Source organism: Nesterenkonia sp. HG001, assembly GCF_034438835.1.
GTDB lineage: Bacteria > Actinomycetota > Actinomycetes > Actinomycetales > Micrococcaceae > Nesterenkonia > Nesterenkonia xinjiangensis.
The window spans coordinates 63254-80490 of the sequence record NZ_JAOSZD010000010.1; the positions used below are offsets into that span (position 1 = coordinate 63254).

At 70.8% G+C, this 17237-nt stretch carries 16 protein-coding genes; 5 read left to right on the forward strand and 11 right to left on the reverse strand.

Annotation, left to right across the window (positions count from 1 at the left end; all coding sequences use genetic code 11):
• Positions 1-44: 44 nt before the first annotated feature.
• A complete protein-coding gene (locus tag ODE13_RS15190) occupies positions 45-1598 on the forward strand; it encodes an MFS transporter (protein ID WP_322480021.1) in 1554 nt (517 codons plus the stop codon).
• Positions 1599-1759: 161 nt separating this feature from the next.
• Here ODE13_RS15190 and ODE13_RS15195 read toward each other — a convergent pair whose 3' ends face one another.
• The 9 genes from ODE13_RS15195 to ODE13_RS15235 all read right to left on the reverse strand — a co-directional run bounded on the left by ODE13_RS15195 (position 1760) and on the right by ODE13_RS15235 (position 10761).
• A complete protein-coding gene (locus tag ODE13_RS15195; protein WP_179541064.1) occupies positions 1760-1963 on the reverse strand; it encodes a cold-shock protein in 204 nt (67 codons plus the stop codon).
• Positions 1964-2147: 184 nt separating this feature from the next.
• A complete protein-coding gene (locus ODE13_RS15200) occupies positions 2148-4568 on the reverse strand; it encodes an FdhF/YdeP family oxidoreductase (RefSeq protein WP_322480022.1) in 2421 nt (806 codons plus the stop codon).
• 77 nt (positions 4569-4645) lie between these two features.
• Positions 4646-5494, reverse strand: a complete 849-nt coding sequence (gene fdhD / locus ODE13_RS15205) for a formate dehydrogenase accessory sulfurtransferase FdhD (RefSeq protein ID WP_322480056.1) — start codon at positions 5492-5494, stop codon at positions 4646-4648.
• Positions 5494-6765: a molybdopterin molybdotransferase MoeA gene (locus ODE13_RS15210; protein WP_322480023.1), complete on the reverse strand. Its 1272-nt coding sequence runs from the start codon at positions 6763-6765 to the stop codon at positions 5494-5496. The genes fdhD and ODE13_RS15210 overlap by 1 nt, the downstream gene beginning before the upstream one ends.
• Complete coding sequence (locus tag ODE13_RS15215) at positions 6765-7061, reverse strand: DUF6457 domain-containing protein (protein ID WP_322480024.1); 297 nt, start codon at positions 7059-7061, stop codon at positions 6765-6767. Before ODE13_RS15215 ends, ODE13_RS15210 begins: the two co-directional genes overlap by 1 nt.
• Positions 7062-7073: 12 nt before the next feature.
• Positions 7074-7748 (reverse strand): NTP transferase domain-containing protein, encoded by a 675-nt coding sequence (locus tag ODE13_RS15220; RefSeq protein WP_322480025.1) that lies wholly within the window; start codon positions 7746-7748, stop codon positions 7074-7076.
• Entirely contained in the window at positions 7738-8232 is a 495-nt protein-coding gene (locus ODE13_RS15225; protein ID WP_179541069.1) for an HNH endonuclease, read from the reverse strand. Before ODE13_RS15225 ends, ODE13_RS15220 begins: the two co-directional genes overlap by 11 nt.
• A gap of 238 nt (positions 8233-8470) precedes the next feature.
• Positions 8471-9562, reverse strand: a complete 1092-nt coding sequence (locus ODE13_RS15230) for a C40 family peptidase (RefSeq protein ID WP_322480026.1) — start codon at positions 9560-9562, stop codon at positions 8471-8473.
• A gap of 476 nt (positions 9563-10038) precedes the next feature.
• Positions 10039-10761 (reverse strand): metal-dependent transcriptional regulator, encoded by a 723-nt coding sequence (locus tag ODE13_RS15235; protein ID WP_322480027.1) that lies wholly within the window; start codon positions 10759-10761, stop codon positions 10039-10041.
• Between the two features lie 178 nt (positions 10762-10939).
• Between ODE13_RS15235 and serC the strand changes: the two genes are divergently transcribed.
• A complete protein-coding gene (gene serC, locus ODE13_RS15240) occupies positions 10940-12067 on the forward strand; it encodes a phosphoserine transaminase (protein ID WP_322480028.1) in 1128 nt (375 codons plus the stop codon).
• Positions 12068-12099: 32 nt separating this feature from the next.
• On the opposite strand, the gene ODE13_RS15245 is transcribed toward serC, so the two are convergent.
• Both ODE13_RS15245 and ODE13_RS15250 read right to left on the reverse strand, forming a co-directional pair.
• Complete coding sequence (locus ODE13_RS15245; RefSeq protein ID WP_322480029.1) at positions 12100-12453, reverse strand: DUF3027 domain-containing protein; 354 nt, start codon at positions 12451-12453, stop codon at positions 12100-12102.
• Between the two features lie 43 nt (positions 12454-12496).
• Positions 12497-12880, reverse strand: a complete 384-nt coding sequence (locus tag ODE13_RS15250; RefSeq protein WP_179541074.1) for a cold shock domain-containing protein — start codon at positions 12878-12880, stop codon at positions 12497-12499.
• Between the two features lie 201 nt (positions 12881-13081).
• On the opposite strand from ODE13_RS15250, the gene ODE13_RS15255 reads away from it, so the two are divergent.
• The 3 genes from ODE13_RS15255 to ODE13_RS15265 are packed head-to-tail and all read left to right on the forward strand — an operon-like array spanning position 13082 to position 17183.
• The gene (locus tag ODE13_RS15255) at positions 13082-13324 is read left to right on the forward strand and encodes a hypothetical protein (protein ID WP_179541075.1); all 243 of its coding nucleotides are present in this window, start codon (positions 13082-13084) and stop codon (positions 13322-13324) included.
• Between the two features lie 2 nt (positions 13325-13326).
• Complete coding sequence (locus tag ODE13_RS15260) at positions 13327-15540, forward strand: helicase-associated domain-containing protein (protein ID WP_322480030.1); 2214 nt, start codon at positions 13327-13329, stop codon at positions 15538-15540.
• On the forward strand, positions 15537-17183 hold the full coding sequence (locus tag ODE13_RS15265) for a DNA repair helicase XPB (RefSeq protein WP_322480031.1): 1647 nt from the start codon (positions 15537-15539) through the stop codon (positions 17181-17183). The genes ODE13_RS15260 and ODE13_RS15265 overlap by 4 nt, the downstream gene beginning before the upstream one ends.
• Positions 17184-17237: the final 54 nt, after the last annotated feature.

The window sequence follows — 17237 nt, forward strand, 5'->3', positions numbered from 1 at the left end:
CGCTGCGCCCGCCGTCCCGCGCAGCGATCGAAAGGTGAGGGACGATGTCCTCGCAGCTGACCGCGAGCGTCCAGACCCAGAACTCCGCACCACGAGCCGGCGCACGCGGCTGGCTCGGACTGGCCACTCTCGTGCTGCCCGTGGTGCTTATCTCCGTCGACATGACGGTGCTCGGCTTCGCCGTCCCGCATCTGAGCGAGGACCTGGCGCCCACCAGCGGCCAGCTGCTGTGGATCGTCGACATCTACGCCTTCATGCTGGCCGGCCTGCTCATCACGATGGGCTCCCTCGGTGACAGGATCGGCCGACGCCGGCTGCTGATGATCGGCACCGCCGGCTTCGGCTTGGCCTCGGCCGTCGCCGCCTTCAGCATCAGCGCCGAGATGCTGATCGCCGCCCGGGCCCTGCTGGGCCTGGCCGGCGCGACGCTGATGCCCTCCACGCTCTCCCTGATCCGGAACCTGTTCCCGGACTCACGGCAGCGCACGCTGGCGATCGCCATCTGGGCCTCCGCATTCTCCGCGGGTGCGGCCCTGGGGCCGATCATCGGCGGAATCCTGCTGGAGCACTTCTTCTGGGGTTCGGTCTTCCTGATCAACCTGCCGGTGGTCGCCCTGATCCTGGTCGCCATGCCGTTCCTGGTCACCGAGTCGCGCGATCCGAACCCGGGGCGCCTGGACCTGATGAGCGTGCTGCTCTCCCTGACCGGCATGATCAGTGCGGTCTTCGGCGTCAAGAAGCTCGCCGAGGGACGCGTCGAGGTCCTGCCGATTGCCGCTCTGGCGGCGGGCGTCGCACTGCTGGTGATCTTCGTCCGGCGCCAGCGCACCCTGGATCATCCGCTGCTGGACCTCGAGCTGTTCTCCCGGCGCCGGTTCCGCGCCGGCGTGAGCGCCAATTTCATGCTGGTCTTCGCCATGGTCGGGTCGATGTTCTTCCTGCCCCAGCTGCTGCAGCTGGGCTACGGCATGTCCCCGCTGCAGGCCTCGGTGGCCCTGGTCCCTGGCCTGGTGATCTCCGTGATCGCGAGCTTCATCGTGATCCCGATCGCCCGCGCCACCTCGTTGCGCGCCGTGATCGTCGGAGGCATCCTCATCGCCGCCTCGGGCTACGCGGTGCTGATGCTCGCTCCGGTCGAGACCGGCTGGGGCTTCGTGATGGTCTCGTTCTTCCTCATCGGTCTGGGCGTGGGCCTGGCGGAGACCATGACCAACGACGCCGTGCTCAGCTCGGCTCCTCCGCATCGCGCCGGGGCGGCATCGGCGGTCTCGGAGACCTCCTATGAGCTCGGGGGCGCGCTCGGCGTGGCCGTGCTGGGCAGCGTGCTGGCCTCCGGCTACCGCGGCGGCATCGAGCACGTCGACGGGGTGCCCGCCGGCACCATGGACGCCGCCTCCCAGACCCTGGGGGCCGCTCACGCGGCCTCCGAGCAGCTCGGAGGCGTCGCAGGGGAGGCGCTCATGGACGCCGCACGTGAGGCCTTCGTCAGCGGCGTGCACCTGACGAGCGGGATCGCGGTGGCGATCGTCGTCGCCGCAGCCGCCATGGTGTTCCTCATGCTCCGCGGCGACAGCGAGCCAGGCGCCGACAAGGCCTGACACCCAGGCGTCCGGCCACGATGGCGGTGAACCTCAAGTCACCGAGAACGACACCGGCCCCCCGGATTCGCGCGAGGCGATTCCGGGGGGCCGATGCTTCTGATGGTTCAGCTCACCGCCGTCGCGCAGAGCGCGTCACGGTCAGAGATGAGAGCTGGGGATCAGACGGGGCGGATGTTCTCAGCCTGCAGACCCTTGGGGCCGCGAGCCGTCTCGAACTCCACCTTCTGGTTCTCCTCGAGGGTGCGGAACCCGGAGGACTGAATCGCGCTGAAGTGCGCGAACACGTCGTCCGAGCCGTCGTCGGGTGCGATGAACCCGTAACCCTTCTCAGCGTTGAACCATTTCACGGTGCCAGTGGCCATTGTGTTTCCCTTACTTTCCTACGATGCACCGAATCTCACGATGCGTTTCCCGAGCCCGACCAGGCCGGACGGGCACGGAGTTCAATGAAGGCCACGGACTATCGAGAGTCTTGCTGTCCTTACATTCAGCGGGCGCATCGATACTCGATGTAGGAGCCGTCGAAGCACCCGCACATGCTTCAGCCTACGCCATCACCACCGAAGAGTCGACAGCAACGCCATCTTCACGTGAATCTGGTCCATCCTCGTGCGGTTCGAACCGGACCATCATCGCCTTGAATCCGGGCGTATTGGATTCTCTGGCCACCAGATCCCGATGCACCAGCGCGTTGGCCTCCGGGTAATACGCGGCCACGCAGCCGCGCACGGTCGGGTAGGCGACCAGACGGAACCGCGGGGCCCGGCGCTCCTCCCCCCGGAACATGGAGACGACGTCGACCAGGTCCCGATCCGCGAAACCGCTCTCGGCGAGGTCCTCCGGGTGGATGAGGATCACCCGACGCCCCCCGGAGATGCCGCGGTAACGGTCGTCCAGCCCGTAGAAGGTGGTGTTGTACTGGTCGTGGGAGCGCATGGTCTGCAGCACAAGATAGCCCTCAGGAGGCTCCAGATACTCCAGATCCCGCACCGAGAACGCGGCACGCCCGTCGGCCGTGGCGAAGCTCCGGTGGTCCCGCGGCGGATTGGGAAGCACGAAGCCGTACTTCTGCCGCACCCGTCGATTGAAGTCCTCCGTGCCGGGGACCACCCGGGAGGCATGGTCGCGGATGACGTCGTAGTCCTCGGCCATGGCCCTCCAGTCCACCTGGTGGTCCCGGCCCAGGATCGCCTCAGCCATGCGGGCGATGATCACCGGCTCGGCCAGCAGATGGTCCGAGACCGGCTCCAGGCGCCCCTGGGTGGAGCTCACCACCGACATCGAGTTCTCCACGGAGAGGATCTGTGCCCCACCGGGGTGTTTGTCGTCCCGGTCGGAGCGGCCCAGGGTGGGCAGGATGATCGAGGTCCGCCCATGCACCACATGGGACCGGTTGGGCTTGGTGGAGATGTGCACGGTCAGCCCCGTGCGGCGCAGCGCCTGCGCCATCAGTGCAGTGTCCGAGTTCGCCATCGCCAGGTTCCCGCCCAAGGAGACGAAGACGTCCGCCCGCCCGGCGGCCATGGCCGTCATCGCGTCGGTGGAGTCGCAGCCGTGCTCCCGCGGGGAGGTGATGCCGAACTCGGCGTCCAGTGCCGCGAGGAACTCCTCCCGGGGCTTCTCCCAGATGCCGAAGGTGCGGTCCCCCTGGACGTTGGAGTGGCCGCGCACCGGGCAGGCGCCGGCGCCGGGCTTGCCGAAGTTGCCCTGGAGCAGCAGCAGGTTGACGATCTCGCGGATGGTGTCCACCGAATGCGGCTGCTGCGTGATGCCCAGCGCCCAGCAGAAGATGGTGGCCTTCGAACGGGCCATCAGACCGGCGATGTGCTCGACCTCCTCCCGACTGAGCCCGGTGGCCCGCTCGGTGACCTCCCAGTCGAGCTCGGCGCGGGCCTCGCGGTACTCCTCGAACCCGGAGGTGGAGGATTCGATGAAGCTCGGGTCCAGCACCGTGCCGGGCTGCTCCTCCTCCGCCTGGATGAGCAGATGCCCCAGCGCCTGGAAGAGCGCCTGATCCCCGCCGACCTTGATCTGCAGGTACTCGTCGGAGATGCGGTCCCCGCCGCCGACCAGTCCCTGCGGCGTCTGCGGATCCTTGAACGTGAGCAGCCCCGCCTCGGGCAGCGGATTCACGGCGACGACCTTGCCGCCGTTCTTGCGGCAGTCCGCCAGGGAGCCGAGCATGCGCGGGTGGTTCGTGCCCGGGTTCTGCCCCACCACGAAGATCAGCTCGGCCTGCTCCAGGTCCTCCAGGGTGACGGTGCCCTTGCCGATCCCGATGGTCGGGCTCATCGCCGTCCCGGAGGACTCGTGGCACATGTTGGAGCAGTCCGGCAGGTTGTTCGTGCCCAGCGAGCGGGCGAGCAGCTGGTACATGAATGCGGTCTCGTTGGCGGTGCGCCCGGAGGTGTAGAAGACGCAGCGCTCCGGCGTCGTGGCCTGCACGTGCTCGGCGATGGTGCGGAAAGCCTCGCCCCAGCCGATCGGCCGATAGTGGGTCTCTCCCTCGCGGATGATCATCGGGTGCGTGATGCGCCCGGACTGACCCAGCCAGTATTCGGTCTTCTGCTCCAGCTCGGCGATGGAATGCTCGGCCCACCACTCAGGAGTGACGACCCGCTGGGTGTTCTCCTCGGCGAGCGCCTTCGCGCCGTTCTCACAGAACTCCAGCTTCTTGCGGTGCCCGGTGGTGGACTCCGGCCAGGCGCAGCCGGGGCAGTCCACGCCGTCGGGCTGGTTGACCCGGAGGAACGACCGCGCGGTGCGGCTCATCCCTCCCTGATGCAGACCACGCTCGAAGGAGACGGCGACGGCCTTCAGGCCGGCCGCGGCGCGTTTCGGGCCGCTGACGGTGAGGTCATCCTCGTCGATGTCCTCGAACTCCACCCGGTGGCCGTGGATCTGGTCCTCGCCACCCTTCTCCGTGCGGCGGGAGGTGCCGCTGTGACGCCCGTTGATGAGTCCCATGTCTCCATTCTGGCAGAAGCGCACCCGGCTGTGACACTCCTCACGGGAATCGTGGGCAGGAGGTTCATCACCCCTGGTCAGACCGTGGCTGGGGCCAGGTCGCTGAGCCGCTCCGGGTGGGTGTAGATGTTGATGCTGTCGCGCCGGGAGAAGCCCGCCAGCGTGATGCCGGCCCGTTCCGCGAGGTCCACGGCCATCGACGACGGCGCCCCCACCGCTGCGAGCAGCTCGACGCCGGCGAGCGCGGCCTTCTGGACAAGCTCGAAGGAGGCCCGTCCGGAGACCTGCAGGGCGGTGCCGACCAGCGGGAGCCGGCCCTCCATCAATGCCCACCCGACCACTTTGTCCACGGCGTTGTGCCGACCGACGTCCTCACGCAGGCACAGCAATGTGCCGGCCGCGTCGAAGAGCCCGGCGGCATGGACCCCGCCGGTCCGGTCGAAGATGCGCTGACTCTCGCGCAGCGTGTCCGGCAGGGCGAGCAGGTCCTCCACGGTGAGGCTCAGCTGCGGCCCGGCCGCCGGAGCCGGAGGCAGCGCCTTCTCCACGGCGTCGATGCTGGTGGTGCCGCAGATCCCGCAGGCCGAGGTGGTGAGCACCTGACGGTGCTGGCCGATGGACAGCCGCGCGACGCGTGGATCCAGGGAGGCGTCGATGACGTTGTAGGTCTGCTGTCCGTCCGGGCCGGTGCCCGCGCAGTAGCGCAGGCCACGCAGCTCCTCGGCGACGACCACCAGCCCCTCGGAGACGAGGAACCCGGCCGCCAGCTCGAAGTCATGGCCCGGGGTGCGCATGGTCACGGTGAAGGGCTCCCCGCCGAGCCGCAGCTCCAGCGGCTCCTCCACGGCGACGACGTCCCCGCGGCTGCGGACCGCCCCGTCGCGGCCCACCCGCATGATCCGGTGCCTCTGGGTCAGCCGTCCCATCATGTGCTCCTTCTGCCGAGCGGTGTGCTTCCAGCCTGCCACGCCAGCGGCAGGACCTCCACCGTCGCGCCCGCCTCCAGCCCGCCGGGCGGGACGAGGGCGAAGGCGTCGGCAGAGGCCAGCCCGCGCATCATATGGGGCTTGTCATGTCCAACCGGGGCCACGCCGTCGTCGTGGAGCTCCACCGGCAGCAGCCGCAGGCCGCGCCGTGCACCCTCCAAGGGCTGCGAGGAGGTGCTGCGAGGCAGGCCGACGGCGGCCTCGGCGGGCACCCCGCGCAGCGCGTCGAGAGCCACCTGGCCGAGGGCGGCGAGGGCGGCGAAGCCGGCCAGCGGGTTGCCGGGCAGACCCAGCACGAGCGTGCCGCCGACCCGGGCGAGGACTGCGGGATGGCCGGGGCGCATGTCCACTGAGTCCACCAGCGGCTCCGCTCCGAGGTCCTGCAGCGCCGCCCGCAGCGCGTCAGCCTCGGAGCGGGCGGTGCCACCGGTGGTGAGCACCAGCCCCACACCGTCGGCGATCGCCTCCTGCAGCCGCCGGGTGAGCGCCGAGGCGTCGTCGCCCACCCGATGCACTCCCGCCATGCGCCCGCCCATGGCGGCGACGGCGGCGGGAACGGAGATCTCGAAGGCGTCTCGGACCTGGCCGGGGCCCGGCAGCCCAGAGGTGATGACCTCCTCCCCGGTGCAGATCAGTCGCACGCTCGGGAGAGGGTGGATGACGACGGTGTCGTGACCGGCGACGGCGGCCATCGCGGCACGGGCAGGGGTCAGCCGCTCACCGGGGCTCAGCAGGACCTCTCCGCCGGCGGCCTCCGAGCCGGACGGGCGCAGATGGCGGCCAGGTTCGACGTCCTCGCTGCCAGGGTCGGCGTGCAGCAGCCTGTGCCCGTCGCCGCCCTGGTCCAGTCGGGCGTGCTCGCTGCGCAGCACCGAGGTGGTGCCCGCGGGGATCGGTGAACCGGTGACGACCGCGACCGCCTGCCCGTCCTCGAGGGCGGGACGCGGGTCGACAGGGCTCAGCGCGGTCCGTCCGCTCGGCCCGGGGTCCGAGGGCGCTTCGTCGTGGGGGCGCCAGGGGCCCTCGCCACGGATCGCCCAGCCGTCCATGGCGGAGGTCGCCGCATGCGGGATCGGCTGCAGGGCGCGCACCGGCGCTGCCAGCAGGGCGCCGTGTGCCGCGTCCAGCGGCGTGCCGACGCCTGGCCCGCACAGTGCGGCGGCGGCCTCGGCCGTGCGGCGGCGAGCGTCGGGGAGCGGCGTGAGACTCATCAGCCCTCGGCGCGGGCGCGACGCTCCAGCAGCTTCTCGGCCACACGGGTGGCCGCGCGGGATGCGCGGGTGAAGTCAGCCTGTCCTGAGCCCTCGGCCAGGCCGGTGACGTAGCCGATGAGGAAGGTCGTCACCGGGGCCGCAGGGCGGACCACGGTGTGCGCGGCCGTGCCCGCCAGGCTCAGCACGGCGTCGACGTCGATCTGCACTCCCTCGATCTCGAGGTGGTGGGCGAGCTCCTCGACCCACAGCTCGATGGACTCTCGGGTGATCTCCTGCTCGGATCGTTCAGCCATGGCCTCAGCATCTCACAGGCGCAGCTCCGGATCGGTGCCCGCCGGCGGAAGAGACACCCCATGGCGGCGGGCGTCCGCCGCGGTGTCCACGTCGACGCCGAGCCCCTCCGGCAGGAGCGGCCTCACCACGGTTCCGGCGCCGGGGCCCTCCATCCCTTCGAGCAGCCAGCGGACGGGTCGCCCGACCTCCTCCCCCGGGACCAGGGAGAGCACCCGGCGACGCAGCGGCTCTGCCTCCACAGCGGCGGTGAGCATCTGCTGCCGACCTTCCTTGTCCTGCGGGATCAGCGTTCCATCCGCAGGAAGGTGGTCGAGCAGCCAGTCCAGGACGGGGCCGGGGTCGAGGGTGTCCACGGACAGCAGCAGCACATGCTGCGGGCGGTGTGCATCGGGAGCCGATGCCCGGGCCTCTAGGGCGCGCACCCCGGCGCAGAGCGCCGCGGCGGGTCCGGAGTAGGGCGGGTCCTCGCGGACGAGGTCGACACCTTCGGGAAGACTCGGACGCAGCCGGTCAGGTCCGACGACCACGGTCTCTACGCCACGGAGCTCCAGTGCATCGGCCCAGGCCGTGATCAGGGGGATGCCGAGGTGGGTGAGCAGACCCTTCTGGACGCCGCCGAGACGACTGCCGCGTCCGCCGGCCAGCAGGACCGCCGCCGTCGTCGTCGCAGCATCCTCAGGCGGCATGTTCCAGGAACGGGACCCACAGTTCGTGGGGCGCGTCGAGCTCGTGGGGAAGCCAGGCGTGATGAGCCGGGGGCTGCGGGGTCGTGCCCAGAGTCCAGCCGAGCTCATCGAGGGTCCTGTCGCCCTTGGTGATGTTGCAGGTGCCGCAGCAGGCCACCAGGTTTTCCCAGCTGGAGTCTCCCCCGCGCGAGCGGGGGATCACATGGTCCACGGTCCCGGCCGGCCGGGAGCAGTAGGCGCAGCGTCGCTGATCGCGGCGCAGGATGCTGCGGCGCGAGGGCGCGCTGGGACCGCGCCGGACCACGCGCACGTAACGGTGGAGGAGGATGACCGCCGGGCGGGGCACCAGCGCAGTGGGCGAGGCGATCGGCGTGCCGTCCTCAGCAAGGATGCTGGCCTTGCCATGCATGACCAGCACTGCGGCGCGGCGGGAGGACACGACACCCAGGGGCTCGTAGCCGGCGTTGAGCACCAATGAGCGCATCGCGATCCCTCCGTACGTCCTGTGGCAGTACGGATCAGCGCCGCGGGGCGCCGTTCCGCGCCTGTACAGCCCTCAATATAGACGCTGAAGCGCCCTGAGCACACCCTATGACGCGAATCACACCCAGTCAGCGGCATGGAGACCGCCCCACAGCATCGCAGACGACACGAGCCGTGGCTGCGCTCCGAATGTCTCGGAGCGCAGCCACGGCTCGTGTGCAGCGCGTGCTAAGTGGCGATCAGCGCAGCGTCAGGTAGTAGTTCGTGGTGTTGCCCGTACGCTCGGCGCCGTAGAGGATGGTGCCGGTGCTGGGGTTCTGCGCACCGATCATCTGGCCGTTGCCGACGTAGACGGAAATGTGGCCGCCGCCGTTCTGGACGACCAGGTCGCCCGGCTGCGGGTTGCTGGTCTGCGTGAACTGGCCGGAGCCGCGGATGGCCGCAGTGCTGGACGGAATGCTGTGGCCCGCCTGGGCGTAGGCCCAGGAGACGAAGCCGGAGCAGTCCCAGCCGCCCGGCCCCTTGCCGCCCCACACGTAGGGGGTGCCGACGCCGGAGTAGGCCGCGGAGACGACCCCGCCCAGGGAACCGGAGGACTCGACGGGAGCCTCCTCCTGAGCGGATGCCAGCTCCACCTCGGTGGTGCTCTCCTGCGAGGGCTCCTGAGTCTCAGCCTCCTGCTCCTGCTGGGGGGCCGGAGCCTCCTCCTGCTGAGGAGCCTCCTCCTGCTGCTGCTCCGGCTCGGGAGCAGCCTCCGGCTGAGGCTCTGGCTCCGGCTGTGCCTGCTGCGGGCTGAGCTCGGCCACGCGGGCGGCCAGCGCAGCGTGGTCCAGGATGCCGTTGTCGTCGACGAAGGTGCCGTCGGCGAAGAGCTGCTCAAAGAGAGCCTCGGCAGAGACGCCCTCCAGCTCGGCGAGCTGCTCGACCAGGCCGCGCGTGCCGGGCAGGTAGTCGCTGAGCCCGTGGCTCAGGGCGACGGACTGCGTCTCGGTCTCGGTCTCAGGCGTCGACTCCGGAGCGGACTCCGAGCCCACTGCCGGACGGTCGAAGCTCAGCTCGACGCTGGGCGCCGCCGTGACGGTGACGGCGGAGTTGTTGCTGGCGCGCTCGACGGCCAGGTCGGACTGGGCCACCTGCTGAGTGGTGACCTCACGACCCTGCGAGTCCGCGGCGCTTCCCACGCTGGCGTTGGCTGCGGCACCGGTGGAGACCACCAGGCCGGTCGCGGCGACGGCAACTGCTGCTCCACGGCCGAAGGTGCCGGCGTTGTGGACCACAGCTCGCGCCAGGGACGCCTGACGACGCCGGTCACGGCGCGAGACACTCGTCATGTTGTCTGTCACTTGTTGAAAACCTCTCCCTGTGTCGGCGGGGCCTGCCTGCGTAGAGTCCGAAGCCGGGGAAGCTTCATATCCAGGTCCATACATGACCGCGTGCCCCGCCCTCTGCCGTGCGGTAGTTGTCGAACGGCTCCGGTCAGCGGCAGAGATGGTTCATCTGACCAGAGGCGCACCGGGCATTCGGACAGTCGCCCGGGCACGTCACCGACCGTATAACAGATCGGTATAAATGTCACGCTCAGGTCACGATGATCGCTCGTCCGGTCACGGCAGGACCACGTCGCGGCCCCTGCCGACCCAGGTCCTCTTGAGGGAAACTGCAGGTCAAAGCGCAATCGAAGGAGCGTCCCGGACGATTCGGCGCAAGATCACGATCCGTGACATCTCTTCGTGATGATCCGTGACACACCCGTGATGCAGAGGGCCTCCGCGGCCTCGACGCCACACGCCCGCCGTCGGCCGAGGCGTCAGCGCAGGGTGACGAAGATGTGCTGGGCGACCTCCAGCGGGATCTCCACCTCAAGGCCCTCGATGTCGTCGTGGGACACGGTGAGCGTCGTGTACGCCTGGTCCACCTCGCCCAGCTCGACGTCGGCTCCCGGGCGCAGACCGGCCTCGAGCAGCTGCTCGAGCACCTCGGGCTCCACCTGGATGGACTCCGCGAGACGCTGCACCCTCCAGGAGGAGGGGGCGTCGCCGTCGGCGGTGCGGTCCTCCGCCGCCCGGCGCAGCGTCACCAGCTGCTGGGCGGTGGGCGCGGACCTGTGGGGGACCCCGAGCTGCTCCAGCCCGGGGATCGGGTTGCCATAGGGGGACTCGACGGGGTCATCCAGGATCTCGACCAGGCGCCGCTCCACACGCTCGCTCATCACGTGCTCCCAGCGGCAGGCCTCCTCATGGATGTAGGGCCACTCCAGCCCGATCACGTCGGAGAGCAGCCGCTCGGCCAGCCGGTGCTTGCGCATGACCCGCACGGCGAGCTCGCGGCCGCCGTCGGTCAGCTGCAGATGGCGGTCCTCGGTGAGCATCACGAGCCCGTCACGCTCCAGCCGGGCGACCGTCTGCGAGACGGTGGGGCCGGAGTGCTCGAGCCGCTCGGCGATACGCGCACGCAGCGGGACGATGCCCTCCTCCTCCAGATCCAGGATGGTGCGCAGGTACATCTCGGTGGTGTCGATGAGATCGGTCAACGATGACTCTCTTTCCTCTGCCCGGCCGGAGGGGGAGCCCCCGCACTTGATACCGTGATGCTCGGCATCCCCACAACACCCCCAGCATAGTGGCTGCCCCTGTCACAGGTGCTGACGATGTGAGCCTGTCCACACCTGTCCTGGCCGCCGCGCGTCCCAGAAGTCGAGGAGATCCCCCATGTCCGCTGAGCGCGTGACCATCCCCGCCGAGCTGCTCCCCGCTGACGGCCGCTTCGGCGCCGGTCCGTCCAAGGTGCGTCCCGAGCAGATCGCCGCACTGTCCGCGGCCGGCCGAGACCTGCTCGGCACCTCCCACCGGCAGGCCCCGGTGAAGAACCTGGTGGGCCGGGTCCGCCAGGGGCTCGCCGAGCTGTTCCAGGCACCCGAGGGGCACGAGGTGATCCTCGGGGTCGGCGGCTCCACCGCCTTCTGGGACGTGGCCGGCTTCGGCCTGGTGGACTCCCGGGCCCAGCATCTCTCCTTCGGGGAGTTCGGCTCCAAGTTCGCCAAGGCCACCGACAGGGCCCCTCACTTGAAGCCCTCCTCGATCCTCACCGCCGAGCCCGGCACCCGACCGACGCCGCAGGCGGAGGCCGGCGTCGACGTCTACGCCTGGCCGCACAACGAGACCTCCACCGGGGTGGCCGCCCCGGTGCGCCGCGTGGACGGAGCCGACGACGGCGCCCTCGTCCTGGTCGACGGCACCTCGGCGGCCGGCGGTCTCGCCGTCGACGTCGCCGAGACCGACGCCTACTACTTCGGACCGCAGAAGAACTTCGCCTCCGACGGCGGCCTGTGGCTGGCGATCATGTCCCCGGCCGCGCTCGAGCGGGCCGAGCGGATCGCCGCGCAGCGCTGGATCCCGGACTTCCTGAGCCTGACCACCGCGATCGACAACTCCCGCAAGGAGCAGACCTACAACACCCCGGCGCTGGCCACCCTGGTGACGCTGGCCGAGCAGGTCGACTGGCTCAACGGCGCCGGCGGGCTGGACTTCGCCGCCGCCCGCACCGCGGACTCAGCCTCTCGGGTGTACTCCTGGGCGGAGGCGCATGAGCTGGCGACCCCGTTCGTCCAGCGCACCGAGGACCGCTCGAACGTCATCGTCACCGTGGACTTCGAGGACTCGGTGGACGCCGCCGAGGTCGCGAAGACGCTGCGCGCGAACGGCGTGGTCGACGTCGAGCCCTACCGCAAGCTGGGCCGCAACCAGCTGCGCATCGCCACGTTCGTGGCGATCGAGCCCGACGACGTGACCCGGCTGCTGCGTTCGATCGACTTCGTGCTGGAGCAGCAAGGGCGCTGAGGCTCGATCGCTGAGCTGCGGACGGAGGCGGCTCAGCCGCCGGCGGATTCGGCCGCCGCCTCCTCCGCCGCCATCTGCTTCTTCTCCTGCTCGTCCATGCGCTCGGCCCAGGGGACCCAGGCCGGAGCGAGCAGCGAGTCGCTGCCGGGCAGCAGGCCGATCTCGCAGACCGTCACCTTCTTCACGCGTGGGGCTCGGGCGACCGCCACGAACCACTCCCAGCCGTGATATCCGGGCTTGACGGCGGCGAAGCGGTGGGTGTGCAGCCGGTCCTCCTCCGCCGTCACGGAGAGGTGCTCACCGACCTGCTCGTCCGGGGCGATCTCGCGCAGCGCCTCACGGGCGAGGTCGACGGCCTCGCTGAGCACGGCATCCTTCTTCGGCATGGTGACCTCCGGAACTGTCTGAAGCGGGTGGGCTGGGTGCGGGTCAGGCGTCGAAGTCGTCGGCCACGCGGCGCAGCAGCGCAGCGATCTTCTTCGACTGGGCGGACTGCGGGTACCGGCCCTTGCGCAGGTTGCCGGTGGTGGACTCCAGCAGGTTCACCAGGTCCTGGACCACCGAGGCCATCTCCTCGGCGGGCTTGCGGGTGGCACGCACCACGGAGGGAGCCTCGTCCAGGATGCGCACCGAGAGTGCCTGCTTGCCGCGGCGCCCGTCAGCGATGCCGTACTCCATCCGAGTCCCGGCCTTCACATTGGAGACGCCGGCGGGCAGCGCCGTGGAGTGCAGGAAGACCTCCTGGCCGTCGTCGGAGGTCAGAAATCCGAAGCCCTTCTCGGCGTCGAACCACTTCACTTTCCCGGTTGGCACGTTCCTCTACCTCGTCCTTGAATAGATCTGGATCTCTGGGGTCGAGCGGGATCACGACGGCGCCTGCGGCGTCTCACCCGGGGAGGCCAGGCCTCCGCAGGGTCGTCCGGCGTCCGGCGACACCCTGCGGCATCGCCTCGCGCGTCATCTCGACTGTCCTCCAGAGTACCTGGGGCACGCGGTGGAGATAGAATCGCTTCCATGTCCACCACCCCCGCACATGCGGCCGCCCGGGCCGTCCTGTTCTTGGGCGTGGCGATCACCGCCGCCGCCTTCGTGGCTCTCGCACTGATCCTCGGCCTCTACTTCGCCCAGGCCGATCCGCACCCGGCCCTGTACTTCACGGCACTGTGGGGCTTCCCGCTGGGCTTCGCGCTGATGATCGCCCACGTGCTGCAGGCGATGGGCCGCCGCCGTCGCCGCCGCGCCATCACGGCCGACTGAGGATGCCTGACGCGCAGCTCGGCCTCGCCGCCCTGGCCCGACGTCTCGCCGCCCGCGACGACGCCGACCTGACATCCCTGTTGCAGGCCCGTCCGGACCTGGTCCACCCGGCTCCGGGGGACTTCACCGGGCTGGCGGTGCGCGCCCAGTCGGACATGAGCCTGCGGCGCTGCCTGCAGCGTCTGGATGCGGGCACGCTCTCGGTGCTCGGCATGCTCGCCGCCCGACGCCCGCTGACGCTCCCCGCCGAGGCGCTGGACCCCGTCCTGGAGCGTCTTCAGCGGCTGGGGCTGATCTTCCCCGACGACGACGGCGCCTCCCCCGCCCCGCCGAGCTCCCGCAGCTTCTCCGTGCCCGGCAGCCTCCCGGGCGTGATGGCAGGGCTGCACCTCGAGCTCACCTCCCCGGTGCTGGAGCCTCCCCGGGCCTCCTCCGCGGCGATCCCTGCGTCACTGGTCCGCAACGCGGCCCTGTCCGCGGTGGCCGAGCTGCTCGCCGAGGTGGGTGACCTGCTCTCCGCCCTGGAGGCAGAGCCGGCGGCGACTCTGCGCACCGGCGGCGTGGGGATGCGCGAGCTGCGCCGGCTCACCACCGTCCGCAGCGGCGCCCAGCGGCCCGCTGATGCGGACATCGGCGAGACCGGCTGGCTGCTGGAGCTCGCCGCGGCCGCCGGCCTGGTCGAGCTCGACGTCGACGCCGACCGTTGGCGACTGACGCCGACCGCACGTCGCTGGCGACGCGCCCCGCGTCACCGGCAGCATCAGCTGCTGGTCTCCGGCTGGCTGCTGGCACCGCGATCCCCTCTGCTGCTGCGCGGCCCGCATCCCACCGCCCGGCTCGCGCCGGCGCTCACCCCGGAGCGGCAGCGCGGCGACGCTCCCGCGCTGCGTGCTCGGGTGCTGGGCACCGCCGCCGAGCTCGCCGCACAGGCACCCGCCGCTCCGGCGCTGTACACCCTGGCCCTGCCCGACGACGACGAGCCCGGTCCGCAGGCCCTCACCGGTGCGCTGATCGACCGCATGACCTGGGACCGTCCGGTGCTGATCGCCCGCGTCCGTGGCGTGCTGCCGCCGCTGGTCCGTGAGGCCGAACGCCTGGGGCTGTTCGCCGCCGGCACGCTCTCGGAGGCCGGAGGCCTGCTGGCCCCGCAGGATGGGACCGGCCTCGCGGCGGCGGGTGAGGAGTCGGCGGCGCTCCGGTTGGCGCGCGCCGCCGAGCATCTGGCCGAGGCTCTGCCCCCACAGGTGGACCGCATCCACGTCCAGTCCGACCTGACGGCGGTGGCGGTGGGCGCCCTGGCCCCGGAGGTCGCCGCAGGCCTGGAGGCGATCGCCGAGAAGGAGACCCGCGGCGGGGTGCCGACTTTCCGCTTCACCGCGGATTCGCTGCGCCGCGGCATCTCCGCCGGCTGGACGGCCGAACGGATCCAGCGGTTCCTGACCTCGCACAGCCTCTCCGAGGTGCCGTCTTCGCTCTCCACGCTGGTCGACGATGCCGCCCGCACCTGGCACGGGGTGACCATCGGCTCGGCCGGCAGCTGGCTGCTCGAGCGTGACCCGCAGCGTCGGGCCGAGCTGCTCGGGCACCCCGCGCTGCGCGCACTGGGGCTGCGTGAGCTCACGGCGGAGGTGCTGGTCTGCGATGTCGACGCCGAGCGGCTCGCCCGGGCACTGGGCGGCCTCGGTCTGGAGACCCGCAGCGCCGACGAGCCCGGGGCTCCCGGACCCTCGGAGCAGGCTCGCGCCTCGGCCCGGCTGGAGGACGACCTGGCCGAGGCGGCCGAGGCCTGGACCCTGCCGCAGTCCCCCTGGCAGCAGTCCCCTGTGCGCACTGCCTCCGCCCAGGAGGCGGACCCGCAGCTGGTCTCGCGCACGGTGACGGGTCTCCGCTCCGGGGCCGGCTCCCGTGCCGGGGCCGCGCTGGCCGGGGGCCCGGAGGACCGCGTCGCGGGCGACGAGCTGGAAGCAGGTGCGGTGGCCGGCTCCGACGTGATGAGCCTGCTGCGTGCCGCGGTGCGGTCCCGCCACCCGGTGTGGCTGCGCCGGGTGGACGCCGAGGGCCGGGAGCATGTGCTTTCGGGGCTGCCCACGGCGTTGAACGCCGGACGGGTGCGGCTGCGCCAGCTCGAGGGCGGGGGCGAGTCCGTGCTGCTGGTCCATCGGATCACCGCTGTGCGACTTCTGGAGAACACGAGCGACGGAGAGGAGCACCGATGAGCGGACCGCTGATCGTCCAGTCTGACAAGACGATCCTGCTGGAGGTGGGTCATGACCAGGCCGACGCGGCCCGCCGCGCGGTGGCCGCCTTCGCGGATCTGGAGCGCGCTCCCGAGCATGTCCACACCTACCGGGTCACCCCGCTGGGCCTGTGGAACGCCCGCGCCGCCGGCATCGATGCCGAGACCGTGGTGGACACGCTGCTGGAGTTCTCGCGGTTCCCGGTGCCGCACTCTCTGCTGGTGGACATCGCCGAGACGATGAGCCGCTACGGGCGGATCCGCCTGGAGAAGGACCCCCAGCATGGGCTGGTGCTCCGTGGCCAGGACCCTGCGGTCCTCGAGGAGGTCGCGGGCGCCAAGACCGTGGCTCCGCTGCTGGGCCCGCAGATCGACGAGAGCACCGTGGGGGTGCACGGTCAGGCACGTGGCGAGCTGAAGCAGGAGCTGGTCCGTCTCGGGTGGCCGGCTGAGGATCTGGCGGGGTTCGTGGACGGCACCGCCCATCCGATCGCCCTGGTGCAGGAGGACTGGGCGCTGCGTCCGTATCAGCAGGAGGCGGTGGAGAGCTTCTGGGCCTCGGGCTCGGGCGTGGTCGTGCTGCCCTGTGGAGCGGGCAAGACGCTGGTGGGAGCCGCGGTGATGGCCACCTCGGCGACGATCACGCTGATCCTGGTGAACTCCACGGTGGCCGCCCGGCAGTGGAAGGACGAGCTGCTGCGCCGCACCACTCTGCAGGAGCACGAGATCGGCGAGTACTCCGGGGACCGCAAGGAGGTCCGGCCGGTGACCATCGCGACCTACCAGGTGCTGGCGGTCAGGCGCGGTGAGCTCTACCCCCATCTGGAGCTGCTCGACGGCCACGACTGGGGCCTGATCATCTATGACGAGGTCCACCTGCTGCCCGCCCCGATCTTTCGCCGCACGGCGGACCTGCAGGCCCGCCGTCGGCTGGGGCTGACCGCCACCCTGGTGCGCGAGGACGGCCGGGAGCGAGAGGTCTTCTCGCTGATCGGGCCCAAGCGCTTCGACACCCCCTGGAAGCAGATGGAGGCCCAGGGGTGGATAGCCCCGGCCCAGTGCGTGGAGATCCGGGTGGATCTCCCCCGGGGCGAACGGATGACCTATGCCTCGGCCACTGACCGTGAGCGGCACCGGCTGGCGGCCGGCACCGGCGCCAAGGACGACGTCGTCGAGCGTCTGGTGGCCCGACACCGGCACCGCGGGGAGCAGATCCTGGTCATCGGGCAGTTCGTGGAGCAGCTGACGGGCCTCGGGGAACGTCTGGACGCTCCGGTGCTGACGGGGACGACGTCGACCGCGCAGCGCCAGCGCCGCTTCGACGAGTTCCGCCGCGGGGAGCTGGACGTGCTGGTGGTCTCGAAGATCGCGAACTTCTCGATCGACCTGCCGCAGGCCTCGGTGGCGATCCAGGTCTCCGGGACCTTCGGCTCCCGGCAGGAGGAGGCGCAGCGTCTGGGCAGGCTGCTGCGTCCGGGCGCGCAGGACATGGAGAAGCGGGCGCACTTCTACTCGATCGTCGCCCGGGACACCGTGGACATGGACTATGCGGCCAGGCGTCAGCGCTTCCTGTCCGAGCAGGGCTACGGGTACACGATCCTCGACGGCACCGATATCGTCTGAGGCGCCCTGGACCGTGACAGGAAGGGCACCGGGAACCCATACTGGGCACACAGC

Bases quoted from the DNA above. Each gene is read 5' to 3' on its own strand.
- ODE13_RS15190 (WP_322480021.1), top strand. From the start codon at position 45: ATGTCCTCGCAGCTGACCGCGAGCGTCCAGACCCAGAACTCCGCACCA.
- ODE13_RS15195 (WP_179541064.1), bottom strand. From the start codon at position 1,963: ATGGCCACTGGCACCGTGAAATGGTTCAACGCTGAGAAGGGTTACGGG.
- ODE13_RS15200 (WP_322480022.1), bottom strand. From the start codon at position 4,568: ATGGGACTCATCAACGGGCGTCACAGCGGCACCTCCCGCCGCACGGAG.
- fdhD (WP_322480056.1), bottom strand. From the start codon at position 5,494: ATGGGACGGCTGACCCAGAGGCACCGGATCATGCGGGTGGGCCGCGAC.
- ODE13_RS15210 (WP_322480023.1), bottom strand. From the start codon at position 6,765: ATGAGTCTCACGCCGCTCCCCGACGCTCGCCGCCGCACGGCCGAGGCC.
- ODE13_RS15215 (WP_322480024.1), bottom strand. From the start codon at position 7,061: ATGGCTGAACGATCCGAGCAGGAGATCACCCGAGAGTCCATCGAGCTG.
- ODE13_RS15220 (WP_322480025.1), bottom strand. From the start codon at position 7,748: ATGCCGCCTGAGGATGCTGCGACGACGACGGCGGCGGTCCTGCTGGCC.
- ODE13_RS15225 (WP_179541069.1), bottom strand. From the start codon at position 8,232: ATGCGCTCATTGGTGCTCAACGCCGGCTACGAGCCCCTGGGTGTCGTG.
- ODE13_RS15230 (WP_322480026.1), bottom strand. From the start codon at position 9,562: ATGACGAGTGTCTCGCGCCGTGACCGGCGTCGTCAGGCGTCCCTGGCG.
- serC (WP_322480028.1), top strand. From the start codon at position 10,940: ATGTCCGCTGAGCGCGTGACCATCCCCGCCGAGCTGCTCCCCGCTGAC.
- ODE13_RS15245 (WP_322480029.1), bottom strand. From the start codon at position 12,453: ATGCCGAAGAAGGATGCCGTGCTCAGCGAGGCCGTCGACCTCGCCCGT.
- ODE13_RS15255 (WP_179541075.1), top strand. From the start codon at position 13,082: ATGTCCACCACCCCCGCACATGCGGCCGCCCGGGCCGTCCTGTTCTTG.
- ODE13_RS15260 (WP_322480030.1), top strand. From the start codon at position 13,327: ATGCCTGACGCGCAGCTCGGCCTCGCCGCCCTGGCCCGACGTCTCGCC.
- ODE13_RS15265 (WP_322480031.1), top strand. From the start codon at position 15,537: ATGAGCGGACCGCTGATCGTCCAGTCTGACAAGACGATCCTGCTGGAG.